Source organism: Micromonospora sp. DT43 (assembly GCF_049841645.1).
Classification (GTDB): Bacteria; Actinomycetota; Actinomycetes; order Mycobacteriales; family Micromonosporaceae; genus Micromonospora.
In genome coordinates this window covers 246183-263498 of record NZ_JBNCKR010000005.1, presented here as the reverse complement: position 1 = coordinate 263498, position 17316 = coordinate 246183, and the positions used below count along the sequence as shown (strand labels likewise).

14 protein-coding genes and 1 tRNA gene are annotated in these 17316 nt (G+C 72.4%); 4 read left to right on the top strand and 11 right to left on the bottom strand.

The genetic code is table 11. From position 1 onward, the window contains the following. Positions 1 to 15 precede the first annotated feature (15 nt). Positions 16 to 89, bottom strand: a tRNA-Thr gene (locus ACLQ26_RS15235). 143 nt (positions 90 to 232) lie between these two features. Here ACLQ26_RS15235 and ACLQ26_RS15230 point away from each other — a divergent pair. Further along, positions 233 to 1966: a metallophosphoesterase family protein gene (locus ACLQ26_RS15230; RefSeq protein ID WP_425745007.1), complete on the top strand. Its 1734-nt coding sequence runs from the start codon at positions 233 to 235 to the stop codon at positions 1964 to 1966. A gap of 19 nt (positions 1967 to 1985) precedes the next feature. Here ACLQ26_RS15230 and ACLQ26_RS15225 read toward each other — a convergent pair whose 3' ends face one another. The 6 genes from ACLQ26_RS15225 to tmk all read right to left on the bottom strand — a co-directional run bounded on the left by ACLQ26_RS15225 (position 1986) and on the right by tmk (position 7908). Further along, positions 1986 to 2825, bottom strand: a complete 840-nt coding sequence (locus ACLQ26_RS15225) for a PSP1 domain-containing protein (protein WP_425745006.1) — start codon at positions 2823 to 2825, stop codon at positions 1986 to 1988. 285 nt (positions 2826 to 3110) lie between these two features. After that, entirely contained in the window at positions 3111 to 3791 is a 681-nt protein-coding gene (locus tag ACLQ26_RS15220) for a hypothetical protein (RefSeq protein ID WP_425745005.1), read from the bottom strand. Continuing rightward, complete coding sequence (locus ACLQ26_RS15215) at positions 3791 to 4096, bottom strand: hypothetical protein (protein ID WP_363687826.1); 306 nt, start codon at positions 4094 to 4096, stop codon at positions 3791 to 3793. The genes ACLQ26_RS15220 and ACLQ26_RS15215 overlap by 1 nt, the downstream gene beginning before the upstream one ends. 1 nt (position 4097) lies before the next feature. Beyond that, positions 4098 to 4427, bottom strand: a complete 330-nt coding sequence (locus ACLQ26_RS15210; protein ID WP_007454690.1) for a YbaB/EbfC family nucleoid-associated protein — start codon at positions 4425 to 4427, stop codon at positions 4098 to 4100. 122 nt (positions 4428 to 4549) lie between these two features. Further along, positions 4550 to 5818 carry a DNA polymerase III subunit delta' gene (locus ACLQ26_RS15205; RefSeq protein ID WP_425745004.1) on the bottom strand — a complete coding sequence of 423 codons (1269 nt, stop codon included), beginning with the start codon at positions 5816 to 5818 and terminating at the stop codon, positions 4550 to 4552. Beyond that, positions 5818 to 7908 (bottom strand): dTMP kinase, encoded by a 2091-nt coding sequence (gene tmk / locus ACLQ26_RS15200; protein ID WP_425745187.1) that lies wholly within the window; start codon positions 7906 to 7908, stop codon positions 5818 to 5820. Before tmk ends, ACLQ26_RS15205 begins: the two co-directional genes overlap by 1 nt. 317 nt (positions 7909 to 8225) lie before the next feature. On the opposite strand from tmk, the gene ACLQ26_RS15195 reads away from it, so the two are divergent. Continuing rightward, entirely contained in the window at positions 8226 to 9431 is a 1206-nt protein-coding gene (locus tag ACLQ26_RS15195) for an amino acid deaminase/aldolase (protein WP_425745003.1), read from the top strand. 20 nt (positions 9432 to 9451) lie between these two features. Here the strand turns inward: ACLQ26_RS15195 and ACLQ26_RS15190 are convergent, their stop codons facing one another. After that, entirely contained in the window at positions 9452 to 10057 is a 606-nt protein-coding gene (locus ACLQ26_RS15190; RefSeq protein WP_393291246.1) for a TetR family transcriptional regulator, read from the bottom strand. A gap of 226 nt (positions 10058 to 10283) precedes the next feature. Between ACLQ26_RS15190 and ACLQ26_RS15185 the strand changes: the two genes are divergently transcribed. Both ACLQ26_RS15185 and ACLQ26_RS15180 read left to right on the top strand, forming a co-directional pair. Then, a complete protein-coding gene (locus ACLQ26_RS15185; protein WP_425745002.1) occupies positions 10284 to 11600 on the top strand; it encodes a D-arabinono-1,4-lactone oxidase in 1317 nt (438 codons plus the stop codon). Positions 11601 to 11721: 121 nt separating this feature from the next. Further along, complete coding sequence (locus ACLQ26_RS15180; RefSeq protein ID WP_425745001.1) at positions 11722 to 12681, top strand: DUF559 domain-containing protein; 960 nt, start codon at positions 11722 to 11724, stop codon at positions 12679 to 12681. A gap of 79 nt (positions 12682 to 12760) precedes the next feature. On the opposite strand, the gene topA is transcribed toward ACLQ26_RS15180, so the two are convergent. From topA to ACLQ26_RS15165, 3 genes are all read right to left on the bottom strand, one after another. Continuing rightward, positions 12761 to 15676, bottom strand: coding sequence for a type I DNA topoisomerase (gene topA, locus ACLQ26_RS15175; RefSeq protein ID WP_425745000.1), 2916 nt, complete (start codon positions 15674 to 15676; stop codon positions 12761 to 12763). Positions 15677 to 16024: 348 nt separating this feature from the next. Further along, positions 16025 to 16768, bottom strand: coding sequence for a hypothetical protein (locus tag ACLQ26_RS15170; protein WP_425744999.1), 744 nt, complete (start codon positions 16766 to 16768; stop codon positions 16025 to 16027). Continuing rightward, positions 16759 to 17301: a hypothetical protein gene (locus ACLQ26_RS15165; RefSeq protein WP_425744998.1), complete on the bottom strand. Its 543-nt coding sequence runs from the start codon at positions 17299 to 17301 to the stop codon at positions 16759 to 16761. Before ACLQ26_RS15165 ends, ACLQ26_RS15170 begins: the two co-directional genes overlap by 10 nt. Positions 17302 to 17316: the final 15 nt, after the last annotated feature.

The following is a 17316-nucleotide window of genomic DNA, read 5'->3' as shown; positions in this document are numbered from 1 at the left end:
TGGGCTTCTGTACCGAGCCGCCTGACGGAATCGAACCGTCGACCTACGCATTACGAGTGCGTCGCTCTAGCCGACTGAGCTAAGGCGGCAACGATCAGCAAGTGTACGGCACCCCCCGACCCCGGACCGAACGGGATACCCCCGCGCCCCCGCTGGCACCAACCGGACAACAACCGTCATCTGGCGGATTACCGGACAGCGCCTCGGCGGGACCGGTACTACGCTGCGGCGGGTGAGTGACGAACGCGACGATCACCAGACCCCGGCGGGCGAGCCCGACGGGGAGCGGGCCCCTCGCCGGCCGCGCTCCACCGATCCGCTGGAGCTGGGCTTCACCCCCCGCAAGCCGGTGCCCTGGCTGGCCCCGTTCCTGTTGATCAGCACCGGCATCCGGACGCTGCTGGCGATCCTCTTCGGCGCGTACCTGGACAAGCGTGAGTTGCAGAACGCCTTCGGCGACGACATCTTCCGCCAGGCGGGGCCGGACGGCGGGCTGTGGCTCGACTACGTGGCCGACCTGGGTGACGGCTTCCACGCCACCTACTCCGTCGCGTACCTGCTGGCGCAGCCGGAGCTGACCGTGGACGGGCACCGGCTGCCCCGCGCGCAGACCCTGGTGATGGGCGGGGACCAGGTGTACCCGTCGGCGGCCTACGCGGAGTACGAGAACCGGTGCAAGGGGCCCTACCAGGCCGCGCTGCCGGCGACCCCGCCCGACCGTCCAACGCTGTTCGCGGTGCCGGGCAACCATGACTGGTACGACGGCCTTACCGCTTTCCTGCGCTTGTTCGTCCGTTCCCGGGACCGTAACTTCGCCGGCTGGCGCACCGGGCAGTCGCGGTCGTACTTCGCGGTGGAGTTGCCGGCCGGTTGGTGGCTGCTGGGTGTGGACGACCAGTCCGGCTCCTACCTGGACGACCCGCAGTTGGCCTACTTCGACGAGGTGGCCCGGCGGCTCACCCCGGAGTCGAAGGTGATCATCGCGGCGCCGTCGCCGACGTGGGTCAAGGCCGCCGACGACCCGACGGCGTACGACTCGATCGACTACTTCGTCCGGACCATCATCGACCCGACCGGGGCGCAGGTGCGGCTGCTGCTCTCCGGCGACCTGCACCACTACGCCCGCTATGCCGGCCCGGGCCGACAGTTGATCACCTGCGGGGGTGGTGGGGCGTATCTGTATCCCACCCACAAGCTGCCGGAACGCATCGAGGTGCCACCCCGGGACACCCTGGCCCGACGGGCCAGCCGCACCCAGCCGTACGACCTGGTGGCCCGCTATCCGGACGCGGCCCGCTCCCGGCGCTACGGCTGGGGCATCTTCGCCCGGCTGCCGTTCCGCAATCCGGGCTTCACCACCCTGCTCGGCACCCTGCACACCCTGCTGATGCTGGCCATGGCGGGAGCGACGGCGAACTGGGCCGACAGCACCGACCAGCGACTGTTCAGCGTCCCGCTGGTGCTGATGGTGCTCGTGACGGTGGTGGCGGCGGTCCTGTTCGCCAAGCCGCCCAGCGCCAGCGGCAAGCGGCATGCGCGGCACTGGATTCTCGGCGTCAGCCACGGCGTGGCCCAGGTGGCGCTCGCCGCCGGTGGCACGTGGATCTGGTTGGCGCTGCCGTTCTACGACTGGCCGTGGCCGCTGCCGGCGGCCGCCGCGGCGGTGCTGTACGGCCCGGTCATCGGCCTGGCGGCGAGCCAACTGGTGGCGGCGTACCTGCTGGTCGCCGGTTCGTTCGGCGTGAACGTCAACGAACTGTTCGCCGGGCAGGGCATCGAGGACTCCAAGTCGTTCCTGCGGTTGCGCATCGACCCGGACGGCACGCTCACCGTCTATCCGATCGGGGTGGACCGGGTCTCCCGCGACTGGCAGGTGAACCCCGACGACTCCCCCGCCGCAAGCTGGCTGACCCCGAAAACCCCGCTAACCCCCCACCTAACGGAACCCCCCATAACCCTCCCCTAACCGTGTTGGGGACTGGGGGTTAGGGGGTGTAGTGCTGGTCGTGGGCTTGACGGGGTGCGCAGACGGAGGCGCGGGAGCAGGAGCAGCGGGAACCGTCGGCGTCCAGGCGGACGGTCACCGCGTCCCTCGGCACGCTGTGGCCGACCACACGACCCTCGCCCTCCGGGGTGGAGACACGGCTGCCGACGGCCGGCGCGGTCGCCTGGAAGCGCTGGTAGAGCGGGTGCTCGTACTTCAGGCAGCACATCAACCGGCCACACGCCCCGGAGATGCGCAGCGGGTTCAGCGGCAGATCCTGGTCCTTGGCCATCCGGATGGTCACCGGCTCGAAGTCGGTGAGGAACGTCGCGCAGCACAGGTCCCGACCACACGAGCCGATGCCGCCCTGGACGCGGGCCGAGTCCCGTGCCGAGAGCTGCCGCAACTCGACCCGGCAGTGCAGGGTGGCGCCCAGGTCGCGGACCAGGGAACGGAAGTCCACCCGGTGCGGGGCGGTGAAGTAGACGGTGCTGCGCTCGCCGCCGCCGTCGGCGGAGCCGAGCACGTGGTCGACGGCCACCACCTTCATCGGGAGACCGTGTGCGCGGATCAGCCGCTTCGCCGCCACCTTCGCCTCGGCCTTGCGACGGCGCAGCGACTCGTCCCGGCGCAGGTCGTCGTCGCCGGCCAGCCCGACCAGCCGGGGGAAGCCCTCGGTCTCCTCGGTCACCCACTGGGCGGCCCAGACGCACTCGGCCACCTCCGGCCCGTCGTCCGTCGGCACGAGCACCCGGTCACCCACCTGCGGACGCAACTCGCCCGGGTCGAGGTAGTAGAGGCGCCCGTACCGGTTGAAGCTGACCGCGCAGAGCATGCCCATCCCCCCACCTTACGACGCAGCACCGCCAACGACGCAGCGGCCAATCACTCCACTGCCATCCATGACCGTCGACTCGACCGATTGCCGGGCCACCCGTCGTGCCGATGACCCTCGCCCGGACGGTTGAATCCGGCCGCGGGTGGGGGACAAACGCAGCCCGGCGGCGTTGAGTGGAGGCAGACCTGCGGGGGGTGCAGGGGGAAGACCACGGCGTCGCCGTGGGCGTCGACTCTGCTCGGGCGCCCGCGAGCGACGCCGTGGCCTGTCCGGGAACGCGGCGACCGGCTACCAGCCGACCCGGGTGGGCTGGTCGTAGCGGGGACGGCCGTCCAGCGGCGACCGCCAGGTGGACTCGGCCAGGCTCGGCGCCCACTGGCGCAGCAGTGTCTCGGCCCCGTCGTACGCGACGCACAGCACCGCCAGCACCCGCGCCGCGATCTCGGCCGCGTCGGCGACACCCGGACCGACAGGCGTCAAGCGGGCCGGCGGGCCCGCGGCGGTGGCGGCGACAACGGCCACCGCCTCGGCCGAGCGCAGCACGTCGGCGATCGTGCGAGCCAGGGCGAGTCGACTGCCCTCCACCCAGTCGGCGAGCGCGTCCGCGTACCCGGCGGTGGAGTCCAGTCGGCCAACCAGGCTCTCCGGGCCCTCGTCGAGATGACGCAGCAGCGCCGCGCGCTCCTGCCCGTACGCCGAGGCGGCCGGGCCGGACCAGAGCACCGGGTCGGTGAGCGCGGCGCCGACGTCGTCGTACCCCCGGACGAGCCGGCGGACGGCGTGCCCGGCGCTGGCGAGCGGCGCCGGGTGGAGGTCGAGGAAACCACGGACGGCGTCACCCGGCAGCACCTGCATCCGGCGCAGCAGAGGCCAGACCCGGTGCCCCTCGGGGACGCCGGCCGCGAGCAACGCGTCCACCCGGTGGAGCAGGTCGAGGCCCGGTTCGGCGAGCCGGTCCAGTGGGTCCATCACGGCTCTCCGATGATCCGGCGGCGGGCGGCGCGGTCGACCTCGGCGTACCGGTCGGCGGCCTCGCGGATCGCCGAGGCGGCGGCGGCGAGCCGACCGGCGGCGGCTCGCGCCTCGCGGGCCCGGTCGTCGGTGGCGGCGGTCCACTGTCGGTGCAGCGCGCGACCGATCTCGCCGGGGCGGCCCGGGGCGTCCGTACCGAACGCCGCCTGGGCCGGGTCGCTGGCGGTGACCGTGTGGGACAGGGTGGTGAGCGTGGCGCTCGCCTCGTCGAGCCGGGCGGAGAGCGCGCGCAGTGCGTCCATGTCAGGCCCCCGCGAGCGGTCGGTAGGCGGCGAACGTCTCGTTGTGCAGCTTCTCCCGGGCCCACTCGGCGGCGTCGGCGGCCGCGGTGACGGCGGCCTGCACCGAGCCGGCCACGTCCCGTGGGCTGCGGGTGTGCAGCGGCCCGAGGAACCGGACGTCGGTGATCCGCCCCCCGGCGGTGACCACCACCTCGACCAACCCGTCCGGCGACCGGACGGTGACCTCGACTGTCGACACGGCCTGGTCGAACTCGGCCTGCAGCGATTCGATGCGGCGGTAGCGCCGCACCGCCTCCTCGATCCAGGCCTCGTCGATCTCCCCCCGCGGCATCGGCGGCTCCTCCCGGATGGGCCCTCACTGAGCGTGCCGCCACCGTCACCACGGCACACCGGACCGTACCGCACAGCAATCGCGCGTGTCGATGGCTGTGGACAACCGGCTGGAGCTGCGGGTCAGCCCTTCCAGAGGGCGAGCATCATCGCCTCGACCGCGATCCGTGGCTTGACGTTCGCCTCGATCGCCGTCCGGCAGGCGAGGACGGCCTCCAGCCGGCGCAGCGACCCCTCGGCGTCCCACTTCTGGGCCCCCGCGCCGGCGAGCGCGGCGGTGTCGGTGTGCACCGGGTCGATCGGGGCTCGCAGCGCCATGGTGAGCGCGTCCCGGTAGAAGCCGGCCAGGTCGACGAGCGCCCGGTCCAGCGCGTCCCGCTGGGCCCGGGTGGCCCGCGACTTCTGCCGCTTCTCCAGCTCCTTGAGCTGCCCGGCGGCACCGCGGATCGCGCCGGCCGCGCCCCGGCCGGTGCCGCCCGCGCCGAGCGCGGTCTCCAGCGCGGACCGTTCGGTCGCGTCGGCCTCGGACACCGACGCCTCGGCCTCCGCCTCGGCCGCCTCGATCAGCGCGGACGCCGCGTCGAACGCCGCACCGACGCCTGTCAACCGTCGTGGCACGGCGAGCACCGCCTCACGCCGCTTGCGCGCCTCCGGGTCGCGGGCCAACCGGCGGGCCCGACCCACGTGGCCCTGCGCGGCCGCCGCCGCCCACTGCGCCACGTCGGGCGCGATGCCGTCCCGACGGACCAGCACCTCGGCCACCGCCGCGGCCGGCGGCTGCCGCAGGGGTACGACGCGACAGCGCGACCGGATGGTCACCGAGATGTCGTCGGGGTGGGTGGAGGGGGCGCAGAGCAGGAAGACCGTACGCGGCGGCGGCTCCTCGACAGCCTTGAGGAGCGCGTTGCTTGCCGCCTCGGTGAGCCGGTCGGCATCCTCGATGACCACCACCTGCCAGCGCCCGCCGGACGGGGTGCTGGCCGCGCGCAGCACCAGCGCGCGCATCTCGCCGACGCCTATGGAGAGCCCCTCCGGCACCACCATCCGGACGTCGGCGTTGGTGCCGCCCATCGTGGTGTGACAGCCGGGGCACTCGCCGCAGCCGGTGCCGTACGTGCACTGCAGGGCGGCGGCGAAGGCGCGGGCGGCGACCGAACGGCCGGAGCCGGGCGGCCCGGTGAAGATCCAGGCGTGCGTCATCCCGGTCGACGGATCCAGCGCGCCGGGTTCGGTGTCACCGGCCTCGGCAGGGCTGGCCGGGCCTGCGGCGATCAGCGCGGGCGCCCGGTCGGCCGCACCGGCGCGCAGCACGGCTGCCGCCGCGGCGGCGGCCCGGCGCAGTTCGGCTACCGCCTCGTCCTGACCGACCAGGTCGGCGAAGACGTCAGGCATCAGGTCTTGTGCTCCATCATCACCAGCTCCGCGTCGGATAACTCCGGCTGCACCGACGTGTCCGGGCCCTGCGCGGGACGGGGGTGCACGATGCCGCCCGGCTTGCCCAGCATCTCCTGCACGCGCCGGACCACCAGCCCGGTGATCTCGTCGGCCGGCCGGGACGCGTCGAGCACCAGGTAGCGCTTCGGGTCGGCGGCGGCCAGATCCAGGAAGGCGTAGCGGACGCGCTCGTGGAAGGCGATCGACTCGGCTTCCAACCGGTCGGCGCCCGCGTTGCGCGAGGCGACCCGGGACAGGCCGGTCCGCGGCTCGACGTCGAGCAGCACCACCAGGTCCGGCTTGAGCCCGCCGGTGGCCCAGGAGGAGAGCCAGGAGACCTCGTCGACCGGGAGCGTCCGCCCCGCGCCCTGGTAAGCCAGAGACGAGTCGACGTACCGGTCGCTGATCACCACATCACCGCGGACCAGCGCGGGCCGGACCACGGCGGCGACATGGTGCGCCCGGTCGGCGGCGTAGAGCAGCGCCTCGGCGCGCGGGGAGGGAGCGTCGTCGCCGGAGGTGTCCAGCACCAGGGACCGGATCCGCTTACCGACTGTCGTGGCCCCCGGCTCCCGGGTGACCAGGACGTCCCGCCCCTGGCTGCGCAGCCGCTCGGCGAGCGCGGCGAGCTGGGTGGACTTGCCGGCGCCCTCGCCGCCCTCGAACACCACGAAGAGCCCGGCGGAGACGAACGGCTCGGAGGGCATCAGCGGGCGACCACGGATCGAGCCCCAGAGGTCGGCGAGGACGGGGACGCCCTTCTTGTCGTCCATCTGGCCGAATGCGCTGATCCCGGCGAAGATGCCTGCGGCACCGGCCGCGAGAAGCAGCAGTCGGGTGGAGGAGACGGAGATGCCGAGGTCGGCGATTGTCAGCTTGCGGGAGCCGCCGACGCCTACCAGCACGCTGCTCAGACCGATGGCCAGGATCAGCACCAGCCGGGTGCCGATCTGCACCACAGCGAAGACCCGGCCGCGCACCTCGTCGGCCACCTCGCCGCCCAGCAGCGTGGTGCCGGCCAGGAAGGCCATCCCGGCGCCGGCGCCGACCAGGACCGCGCCGACGATCGCCATCGACAGGTGGATGGCGAAGGCGAGGGTCATCACGGCGGCGCTGGCCAGCACGATGCTCATGCCGAACCACCGACGCCGGGACATGTCCTTGACGATCATCGGGCCGAGACCGATGCCGAGGGCCAGACCGGCGAACATGGCGCCGAAGAGCAGCGAGAACGCGGCGTCGCCGGCGCCGAGCGAGTTGGCGAAGAACTTGGCCGTGCCGACCACGATGCCGCCACCGGCGAACGCGCCGAAGATGCCCAGCACCAGGCCACGCACCAGCGGGGTCTTGCCGATGTATTTCCAACCCTCGGAGAACTGCCGGAACATGCTCTGTTCGGCGCGCTCGACCTCACCGCGTTGCGCCTCGCTGATCTCCTTGATCCCGAAGGCCACCACCAGTGCCGTGGCGAGCCGGGACAGCGAGTTGATCCAGAGCGCGAGCTGGGCCGGCTCGGCCCAGGAGGGCAGGTCGCCGCCGACGGCACCGCGGACGCCACGGTCGAGCACGGCCAGGCCGACGGCTGCGGCGATCGGGGTGAGCCCGTACGTGGTGATCAGGGTGAGCTGGTTGGCCGCCTCCAGCCGGGCCCGCGGGATGAGGTTGGGGACCGCGGCCTCCTTGGCCGGGATCCAGAGCAGGGTGATCGACTCGATCAGGAAGGTGGCGATGAGCGCCCAGCCGACCACCAGGCCGCCCGCGGCGCCGGAGAGGGCGTAGAGCGGAATGGACGCGAAGAGCACGAAGCGCAGCAGGTCACAGATGACCATCGTCCAGCGCCTGTCGAACCGGTCGGCGAAGACGCCTGCCACCGGGCCGAGCACGAGCGCGGGCAGCAGCCGGATCGCTGTCACCCCGCCGAACGCGGCGCCCTGGGCGGTGCTGCCCTGCACCTGCGAGGCGGCGAAGAGAGCGGTGGCCAGCAGACCGAGCCAGTCGCCGAAGGAGGCCGCGCCGAGCACGATCCAGAGCCGCCGGAACGGCCTGATCCGCAGAACCGAGCGGATCGCGGCGTAGCCGGACGGATCGACCTGACCGGAGCTGGACTGGTTGGCGGCGTTGCCCGACTGGTCACCCGCGCGCGACACGCCGGGCGACTCGCCGCTGTTCTGGCTTTCGATGGCCGTACCTCCACGTGCCGGCCCATCGCTGGGCACCCCCGGTGCAACACTCTAGACCCGGTGGGGGCCGCCCCACCGGCGACATTCTCCTGCTCGCTGAGCCTAGGCCGCCGGAGGCACCGGCCGCAGCCCGGGACGTACGCGAGGGTGTTTCGCATTCACCGCCGGACAGTTAGCGTGCACACGTGCCCATCGAAAGCGACAAACTGCGCGACCGCCTGGACCGGGCGACCGCCCATCTCGACCCCCCGTACGCCGTGGTGGATCTCACCGCCTTCGACGCCAACTCGGCGGCCCTGGCCGACCGCGCCGCCGGCAAACCGATCCGGCTGGCCAGCAAGTCGGTGCGCAGCCGGGAGCTGATCGGCCGGGCGCTCGCCCGACCCGGCTGGCACGGCGTGATGGCGTTCACGCTGCCCGAGGCGATCTGGCTGGTCCGGGCCGGCCTGAGCGACGACGTGCTTGTCGCGTACCCGAGCGCCGACCGGGCCGCGCTCGCCGAACTGGCCACCGACCCGACGCTCGCCGCCGCCATCACCCTGATGATCGACAGCATCGGGCAACTGGACTTCATCGACGCCGTCCGAGCCCCGGGGCAGCGCGCCGAGCTACGGCTCTGCCTGGACCTGGACGCCTCCTGGCGACCACTGCGCGGGGTGCACGTCGGCGTCCGCCGCTCTCCGGTGCACAGCGCCCGGGCGGCCGGCGCGCTCGCCGCCACCATCGCGGACCGGCCCGGCTTCCGGCTGGTCGGACTCATGTCGTACGAGGCGCAGATCGCCGGCCTGGGCGACGCGCCGCCGGGGCGGACGCTGCTGGCCGGCGCGATCAGGCTGGCCCAGCGCGGGTCGTACCGCGAGTTGCTGGCCCGCCGGGGCGCGGCGGTGGCGGCGGTACGCGAGCACGCCGACCTGGAGTTCGTCAACGGCGGTGGCACCGGCAGCGTGGCGGCGACGAGCGCCGATCCCGCGGTCACCGAGGTCACCGCGGGATCGGGCCTGTACGGGCCGACGCTGTTCGACACGTACCGCGCCTGGCGGCCCAGCCCGGCGGCGTTCTTCGCCTGCGCGGTGGTCCGCCGGCCGACGCCGGAACTGGCGACGGTGCTCGGCGGCGGTTGGATCGCCTCCGGTCAGGCCGCCGACAGCCGGTTGCCCCGACCGTGGCTGCCGGCCGGCCTGAAGCTCGTCGGCACCGAGGGCGCCGGCGAGGTGCAGACACCGCTCTCCGGCGCGGCGGCGGCCACCCTGCGCGTCGGCGACCGGGTGTGGTTCCGCCACGCCAAGGCCGGTGAGCTGTGCGAACGGGTCAACGAACTGCACCTGGTCGAGGGGGACGCGGTAGTCGCGACAGTGCCCACCTACCGGGGCGAGGGCCACGCGTTCCTCTGACGGGCGCGCGGGGCGCCCACTCAGGCGTGCTGGACGACCTCGGCCTGCTGCTCGGCGGCGGAGTGGTCGCTGTCGCGCCCGTCGACCTGGCGGTGCAGGTACTCCCGGATCAGCGCCTTCGCCTCGAGCAGCACCCGCTCGTCGCCGTCGGACTTCCGCCGGAACGCGAGCTTGATCAGCGCGTCGGCCGCCTCCACCGCGATCTCCAGGACGAAGCGCAGCTTCGGCACGTCGGTCAGCCCGAAGCGCTCGATGAGCACCCGCGCCAACTGGTCGGCGATCACGCCGTTGTTGTCCCGTTGCTCATCGAGCAGGTGCAGGTCGACCACGTCGCCGAAGTGCAGGGTACGGAAGCCGGGGACGGTGCGGTGCATCGTGATGTACTCGTCGATGCCCGCGTCGACGCCGTCCCACCAGTGGGTCATCTCGTCGGAGGCGAAGCGCTCGTCGAGCCGCTGCAGGTAGGACTCCATCGTGCGCAGGGTCAACGCCTGCACGATCGCCCGCTTGTCCGGGAAGAACTGGTAGACCGACCCGATCGCCACTTCGGCCCGCTCGGCGAGCAGGGTCGTGGTCAGTCCCTCGTACCCCACCTCGTCGACGAGTTCGGCGCAGGCATCCAACATGCGCTGGACCCGCGCAACACTTCGACCCTGCACCGGTACGCGGCGCAGCGGCCCGGTCGTGGCGGCTGGTGTGGACACTCGGCGCCACCCCCCTTCGACGGATGAACATATCTCCACGTCACGAGTCCGTGACTACCGGTACAACGAGCGGATCGCAATTGCGGTATTTACCAGGTACAACGTTCCTGATATGAAGTCAGTTCATATTCATGAACGAGGAGCGCGCATGGTCGGCACCGCACCGCTCACCGCCCGCTGGTCCAACTGGGCAGGCAACCAGCGTGGCAGCGCCACCGCGATCCTGCGCCCCGGCTCGCCGAACGACGTCGCCGAAGCCGTCCGGGCCGCCGCCGCCGCCGGAGGCCGCATCCGCGTCACCGGTAGCGGCCACTCGTTCACCGCTGTCGCCCTGGCCGACGACAGGCGGATGGAGCTGTCCGACCTGGACACCGGCGTCAGCGTCGACGTCGCGCGCCGACTCGTCACCGTACCGGCGGGAATGACCCTGCACACGCTCAACGGGCTGCTCGCCCGGCACGGCCTCGCACTACCCAACCTGGGTGACATCGACGCGCAGACCGTCGCCGGCGCGATCTCCACCGGCACCCACGGCACCGGCGCCGGCTACGGCTGCCTGTCCACCTTCGTCGAGGCCCTCACAGTGGTCACCGGCACCGGCGAGGTGCTGCGCTGCTCCGCCGACGAACACCCCGACGTCTTCGCCGCCGCCCGGGTCTCGCTCGGCGCGCTCGGCGTCCTGGTCGAGGTGACCCTGCGCTGCGTGGACGCCTTCGTCCTACGCGCCCACGAACGTCCCGCCGAGCTGGCCGACGTGCTCGGCGAACTGCCCGCGCTGATCGGCCGGCACGACCACGTCGAGTTCTACTGGTTCCCGTACACGTCCCGGGTCCAGATCAAGGCCAACGACCGGGTGCCCGCCAACGACCGGCCACTGCCCCGCTGGCGCGGCTGGCTGGACGACGACTTCCTGTCCAACACCGTCTTCGCCGGTGCCTGCCGCCTCGGCCGGGCCGTGCCGGCACTGGCACCCGGCATCAGCGCCGTCTCCGCCCGCGCGCTCACCGAACGGCAGTACACCGGACGCTCCGACCGGGTGTTCTGCACCCCGCGCCGGGTCCGCTTCGTCGAGATGGAGTACGGCCTGCCCCGCGAGGCGCTGCCCGAGGCGCTCACCGCGCTGCGACGGATCGTGGACGGGCTGCCGTTCAAGGTCCTGTTCCCGGTCGAGGTGCGCTTCACCGCCGCCGACGACATCTGGCTGTCGCACGGCTACGGCCGGGACAACGCGTACGTAGCCGTGCACCAGTACGTCGGCATGCCGTACGAGCCGTACTTCCAGGCGTTCGAAGAGGTGGCCGCCGGGCTGGGAGGTCGTCCGCACTGGGGCAAGCTGCACTACCGCGACGCCGCGTCGCTGGCCACGGCGTACCCCCGCTTCCCCGACTTCCAGGCGGTCCGCGACCGCCTGGACCCCGACCGCGTCTTCACCAACCCCCACCTGACCCACGTCCTCGGCGCCTGACGTTCGCCCGTTCCGTAGATCTTGGTACGAGACGGCCCCTCCAGGGGCGCCCGCGTACCAAGATCTCGGGCGGTATCCACAGGGACGGACACCTGTGGGGGCGCGGAGGCAGGGTGGGTCCGTGCGGGCGAATTCGGAGTGGGTCGGGCTGCGGCGGGCGCTGCCCGGCGACGACGCCGACGAGCTGACCTGGCTGCTGTTCCAGCAGGATGCCGTCATCAGCCTCGACCAGGCACGACGACACCTGTCACCGAAGGCGATCCGCCACCGGGTGTCCAGCGGCCGCTGGCGACGGGCACACCGGTCGGTCCTGATCACGCACAACGGCCCGATCACTGCAGAGCAGAGCCGGTGGATCGCCCTGCTCGCGGCTGGCCCCGCCGCGCTGCTCGGTGGCCTGACGGCCGCTCACGCCTGCGGACTGCGCGGCTACGACAGCCGGATCATCCACGTGCTCCTGCCGGCGAGGCATCAGATCCGTGCGATACCGCCGGGTGTACGCGTCCACCGCACGACCCTCCTTCCCGCAGTCGACGTCCACCCCTCGGCGCGACCGCCCCGCACCAGAGCTGCCCGGTCGCTGGTGGACGCGGCCCAGTGGGCGCGCACCGACGCCGAGGCGAGGGCCATCATCGCGGCCGGCTTCCAACAACGACTCGTCGCCGGCGACGACCTGCACCACGTCCTGGGGCGGATGCCCCAGGCCCACCGTCGACAGTTGATCCGGCGAACCGCCGTGGACGCCCTCGGCGGCGCACACTCACTGGCCGAGCTCGAATTCCTCGACCTGGTCCGTCGCGCCGGGCTGCCCGAGCCGTCCCGCCAGGCCGTCCGACGCGATGCCGCCGGGCGCCGCCGCTATCTCGACGCATGGTTCGACGAGTGGCGAGTCCACGTGGAGATCGACGGCGGGCAGCACCTCGATCCGCGAACCGCCTGGGCGGACATGCGCCGGCAGAACGACCTGTGGATGGAGGGCGACCGGGTTCTTCGCTTCCCCGCCTGGGCGATCCGCGCAGACGCCGCCGAAGTCGTCCGTCAACTCCGAACCGCGCTCGAAGCCGCCGGCTGGCCCGGCTGACAGTCCCGCCTGGCCGAGATCTTGGTACGAAACGGCCCCTGCGGGGGCGCTCGCGTACCAAGATCTCGTGAGAGCCGGGTTACTCGGTGCTGGAGGCGGCCTTGCGCGGGGTTGCCTTCTTGGCCGGGGCCTTCTTCGCGGCCGTGGAGGTGGCCTTGGCCGTCGTCGTCTTCTTCGCGGCAGTGGACTTGCTGGCGGCGGCCGTCTTCTTGGTGGCCGTGGCCTTCTTCGCCGCCGTGGCCTTCTTCGCGGGCGCCTTCTTCGCCGCCGCCTTCTTGCGCGGCGCCGGACCCTTGGCACGCTTGTCGGCCAGCATCTCCGAGGCTTCCTCGAGGCTCAACGCCTCCGGGGTCTGCCCGCGCCGCAGGGACGCGTTGAACTCGCCGTCGGTGACGTACGGGCCGAAACGCCCGTCCTTGATCACCAGCGGCTTCTCGGTCAGCGGGTCGACGCCCATCTCCCGCAGTGGCGGCGCGGCGGCCCGTCGACCCCGGGTCTTCGGGGCGGCCAGCAGGGCCAACGCCTCGTCCAGGGTGACCGTGAACATCTGCTCTTCGGACTCCAGCGAGCGGAACTCCTCGCCCTGCTTCACGTACGGGCCGTAGCGACCGTTGTTGGCGAACACCTCGACACCGTCGGGCGCGACGCCCACCAGCCGGGGCAGGCTGAGCAGCCGCAGCGCCTCCTCCAGGGAGAGCGAGTCCGGCGTCTGCGAGCGCAGCAGCGAGGACTTCCGCTCGCCGCTGGACACGTACGGGCCGAAGCGGCCGGACTTCAGCACGATCGGCTCGCCGGTGGCCGGGTCGTCGCCGAGCTTGCGCTCGCCGCTGCCGCCGAGGAACAGCTCGTGCACCTTCTCCGGGGTCAGCTCGTCCGGGGCGAGGCCCTCGGGGATCGGCGCCCGGTCGCCCTGGGGGCCGCTCTCCTCACCCTCACCCGAAGCCGCAGCCGTCCCCGAGGCCGAAGCCCCCGTCGAAGCCGAAGCCGCCCCGGCAGCCGTCGCCGCCGGCTGCTCGCCGCCGGGCAGCTCACGCTGGAGGTACGGTCCGTACCGGCCGACCCGGACCACTACCTCTCGGCCGTCGTCGTCGGTGAAGAGCGGGATCGAGTTGACGCTGCGCGCGTCGATGTCGCTGAGGTTCTCGGTGACCAGCTTCTTGAGCCCACCGGAGCGGGCGATGTCCTGGTCACCGGCGCCGTTGGCGCTGCCGAAGTAGAACGCGGTGAGGAAGTCGACAGCGGCGTGGTCACCGCCGGCGATCTCGTCCAGCTCGTTCTCCATCGTGGCGGTGAAGTCATAGTCGATCAGACGCGGGTAGTGCCGCTCCATCAGCCCGATCACCGCGAAGGCCAGGAACGTCGGGATCATCGCCTGGCCGCGCTTGGTGACGTACCCCCGGTCCTGGATCGTCTGCATGATCGAGGCGTAGGTGGACGGCCGCCCGATGCCCAGCTCTTCCAGGGCCTTGACCAGCGACGCTTCCGTGTAGCGCGACGGCGGCTGGGTGTGGTGGCCCTGCGCGGCGAGCTCGTCGGCGGTCAGCGGCTGGTCCTTGACGAGGGTGGGCAGCCGGCGCTCGGCGTCCTCGGCCTCGGCGTTCTCGTCGTCGCTGGACTCGACGTACGCGCGCAGGAAGCCCGGGTCGGTGATCGTCTTGCCGGTCGCGCCGAAGTCGGCCTCCTCCTGCGAGGTGGAGACCGCGCGGATGCGCACCGACACGCTGGAGCCGACCGCGTCGGTCATCTGCGAGGCGATCGTCCGCCGCCAGATCAGCTCGTAGAGCTTGAACTCCTCGGCGGACAGCTCCTTGGCCACCTCGCCCGGGGTGCGGAAGTTGTCCCCCGCCGGGCGGATCGCCTCGTGCGCCTCCTGCGCGTTCTTCACCTTGCCTGTGTAGCGACGCGGCTCCGGCGGCACGCTGCGCTCGCCGTACAGCTCGACGATCTGCCGGCGGGCCGCCGAGATGGCGGTCTCCGACAGGTTCACCGAGTCGGTACGCATATAGGTGATGTAACCGTTCTCGTAGAGCCGCTGCGCGGTGCGCATCGTCTGCTGCGAGGACAGGCGCAGCTTGCGGGCCGCCTCCTGCTGGAGGGTCGAGGTGATGAACGGCGCGTACGGGCGGCGGCGGTAGGGCTTCTCCTCGACGCGGGTGACCGTGAACGGCCGGCCCTCCAGACGGGCCGCGAGCCCGCGGGCACCGCCCTCGTCCAGGTGGACGACGCCCGCGCCGGCCCGGACCCGACCGGTGGTCGGCTCGAAGTCCTTGCCGGTGGCGATCCGGTCGCCGTTGAGCGCGATCAGGGTGGCGTTGAAGGCGCGCGGCCCCTCACCGGCGTTGACCACGGCGAGGGTGGCCAGGATGTCCCAGTACTCGGCGGTGCGGAAGGCCATCCGCTGCCGCTCCCGCTCGACCACGATCCGGGTCGCCACGGACTGCACCCGGCCGGCCGAGAGCTTCGGCATGACCTTCTTCCACAGCACCGGGGAGACCTCGTAGCCGTAGAGGCGGTCGAGGATCCGCCGAGCCTCCTGGGCGTCGACCAGATCACGGTCGATCTCCCGGGGGTTGGCCACGGCCGCCTGGATCGCCGGCTTGGTGATCTCGTGGAAGACCATCCGCTTGACCGGCACCTTGGGCTTGAGCGTCTCCACCAGGTGCCAGGCGATCGCCTCGCCCTCGCGGTCCTCATCCGTCGCCAGGAAGATCTCGTCGACCTCCTTGGACAGCTTCACCAGCTTGCTGATCTGCTGTCGGCGGTCGGCGGAGACGACGTAGAGCGCGTGGAACCCGTTGTCCACGTCCACCCCGAGCCGGGCCCAGGATTCGCCCTTGTACTTCGCCGGCACGTCGGCGGCGTTGCGCGGCAGGTCGCGGACGTGACCGAAGCTGGCCTCCACGACGTACCCCGGGCCGAGGTAGCCCGAGATCGTCTTGGCCTTCGCCGGTGACTCGACGATGACCAGACGGGTGGTTCCAGCTTTGCTCGGCACGTCTCTGTCGACCTCACTCCTGCTCGTGGCCTGCCGGCGCCGGGAACAGCGACCGCTCTCGACCCCGCCGCGGCACCGGCGGTCCGGATGTCCAACGTAACGCGCCGTCCGCGTTTCGGGTTTCGCGGGCGGCAATCCGCTGCGGCGCGGCGGTCAACTCCGCCCCGCCGTGCTCGGCACTGCCGGACGGCGCCACCGTACACCGTGAGTAGGGCTCGAAGCGGGTCACTGTGACGATGGCGGGCCATCGACCGAGGCCCGACCCGCCCGTTTTCCTCTGAATCGGCCCGCCGGCTGTCCGGCACCGGACAGCCGGCCACCCCTCCCGACTTGGGCGGATTGCCTGGTTCAGGCCCGGCTGGGCCAGGCGTCCGTTGGCGCCGCCGGCGGTGGCCCGCCGACCAGTTCGGCGAGTCGCGCCAACCGGCGCCGGCCGGTGATCCGATACGCTGGGCCGCCCTCGTCGGGGCCGACCAAGGTGCCGGCCAGGCCGGCGGCGGCGAGAGCGGCGCCGATCGCGTCCCAGGACTCCTGGTCGCCCGCGCCGAGCCGCAGCAGGAACCCGCTGGGCGGCTCCGGCGTCCCGGCGGCGGCGAGCCAGAGCCGCAGCCGCCGGCCGGTCAGGTGGAAGACCGCCGGCGGGCGCTTCGTCGGGCCGTGCAGCCAGGCGACCGCGAGCGGCTTCAACAGACGGGTGTACGACGTACGAACGGTGTGTCGCTCGTCCTCGGTCGGCTCCCAGCTCGCGGCCAGGCCGCGCAGCGCCAGTTCGGCGACGAGCACGTGCACCCGCCAGGCGGCGTCCACCCGTATCGCGAGTCGGGCCGTGCCGCCCATCCGGACCACCTCGCCCGGCCCGGCCAGCAGCCCGGCCAGGTCGGCGACCGTCGGTTCGGCGGCATCCGCGCCGAAGAAGACCAGTTGCCGGCCCGCGTGATCATCGCGCGGCGGCGGGGAGTGGGCCGGCCCGCCACGACGCCCGTTCGGGCCCGACGACGGGGTGTCGACTCCCGGCGGATCGGGCTCGGGTGCGGGGAACAGCGCCTCCAGCGGCTGCGCCGCCGCAGAGTCACCGAGCCCGTTCAGCGACACTCCGGCACCTCGTCGAAGGCCTGTTTCAACTCCTCGGAGTTGAGCTTGCTGGTGTCCAGAGCGCTGGCGTCGTACTCCTTGTTGAGCGTCTCGACGGCGGCCCGCACGCCGTCGTAGAAAGCTGTCGGCTCGCCGGTGCCCAACCCCTCGATGGTGTCCAGGGCCCGGCCGTAGGCGTCCCGCATCTTGCTCAGCGAGCCGCGGAACCCGGCGGAGATGGCCTCGCCGTTGTCGGTCTCCGGGATGCCGGCCTGCTCGACCTTGCGGCGCGCGGTCTCGCTGGCCTGCTCCGCGCCACCGAAGAGCCGCACCAGGTTCTCCTTGGCCTGCGCCGGAGTGGTCTGCGCCGTCATCTGCTGATCGGTGCTGCTTGTCAACTTGCTGATCTCGGAGCGCCACGGCGTGAGCGCGCCGCAGACCGACGCCGCCCAGGCCCGCGGGCTGGGCCCGCCGCCGCAGCCGGCGAGGACGACGACGAGCGTGGCCAGGACCACCGTGAGCTTTCCGGCGGCAGACGCCCGGCACGTACGCATGCGTTGCAGCGTACG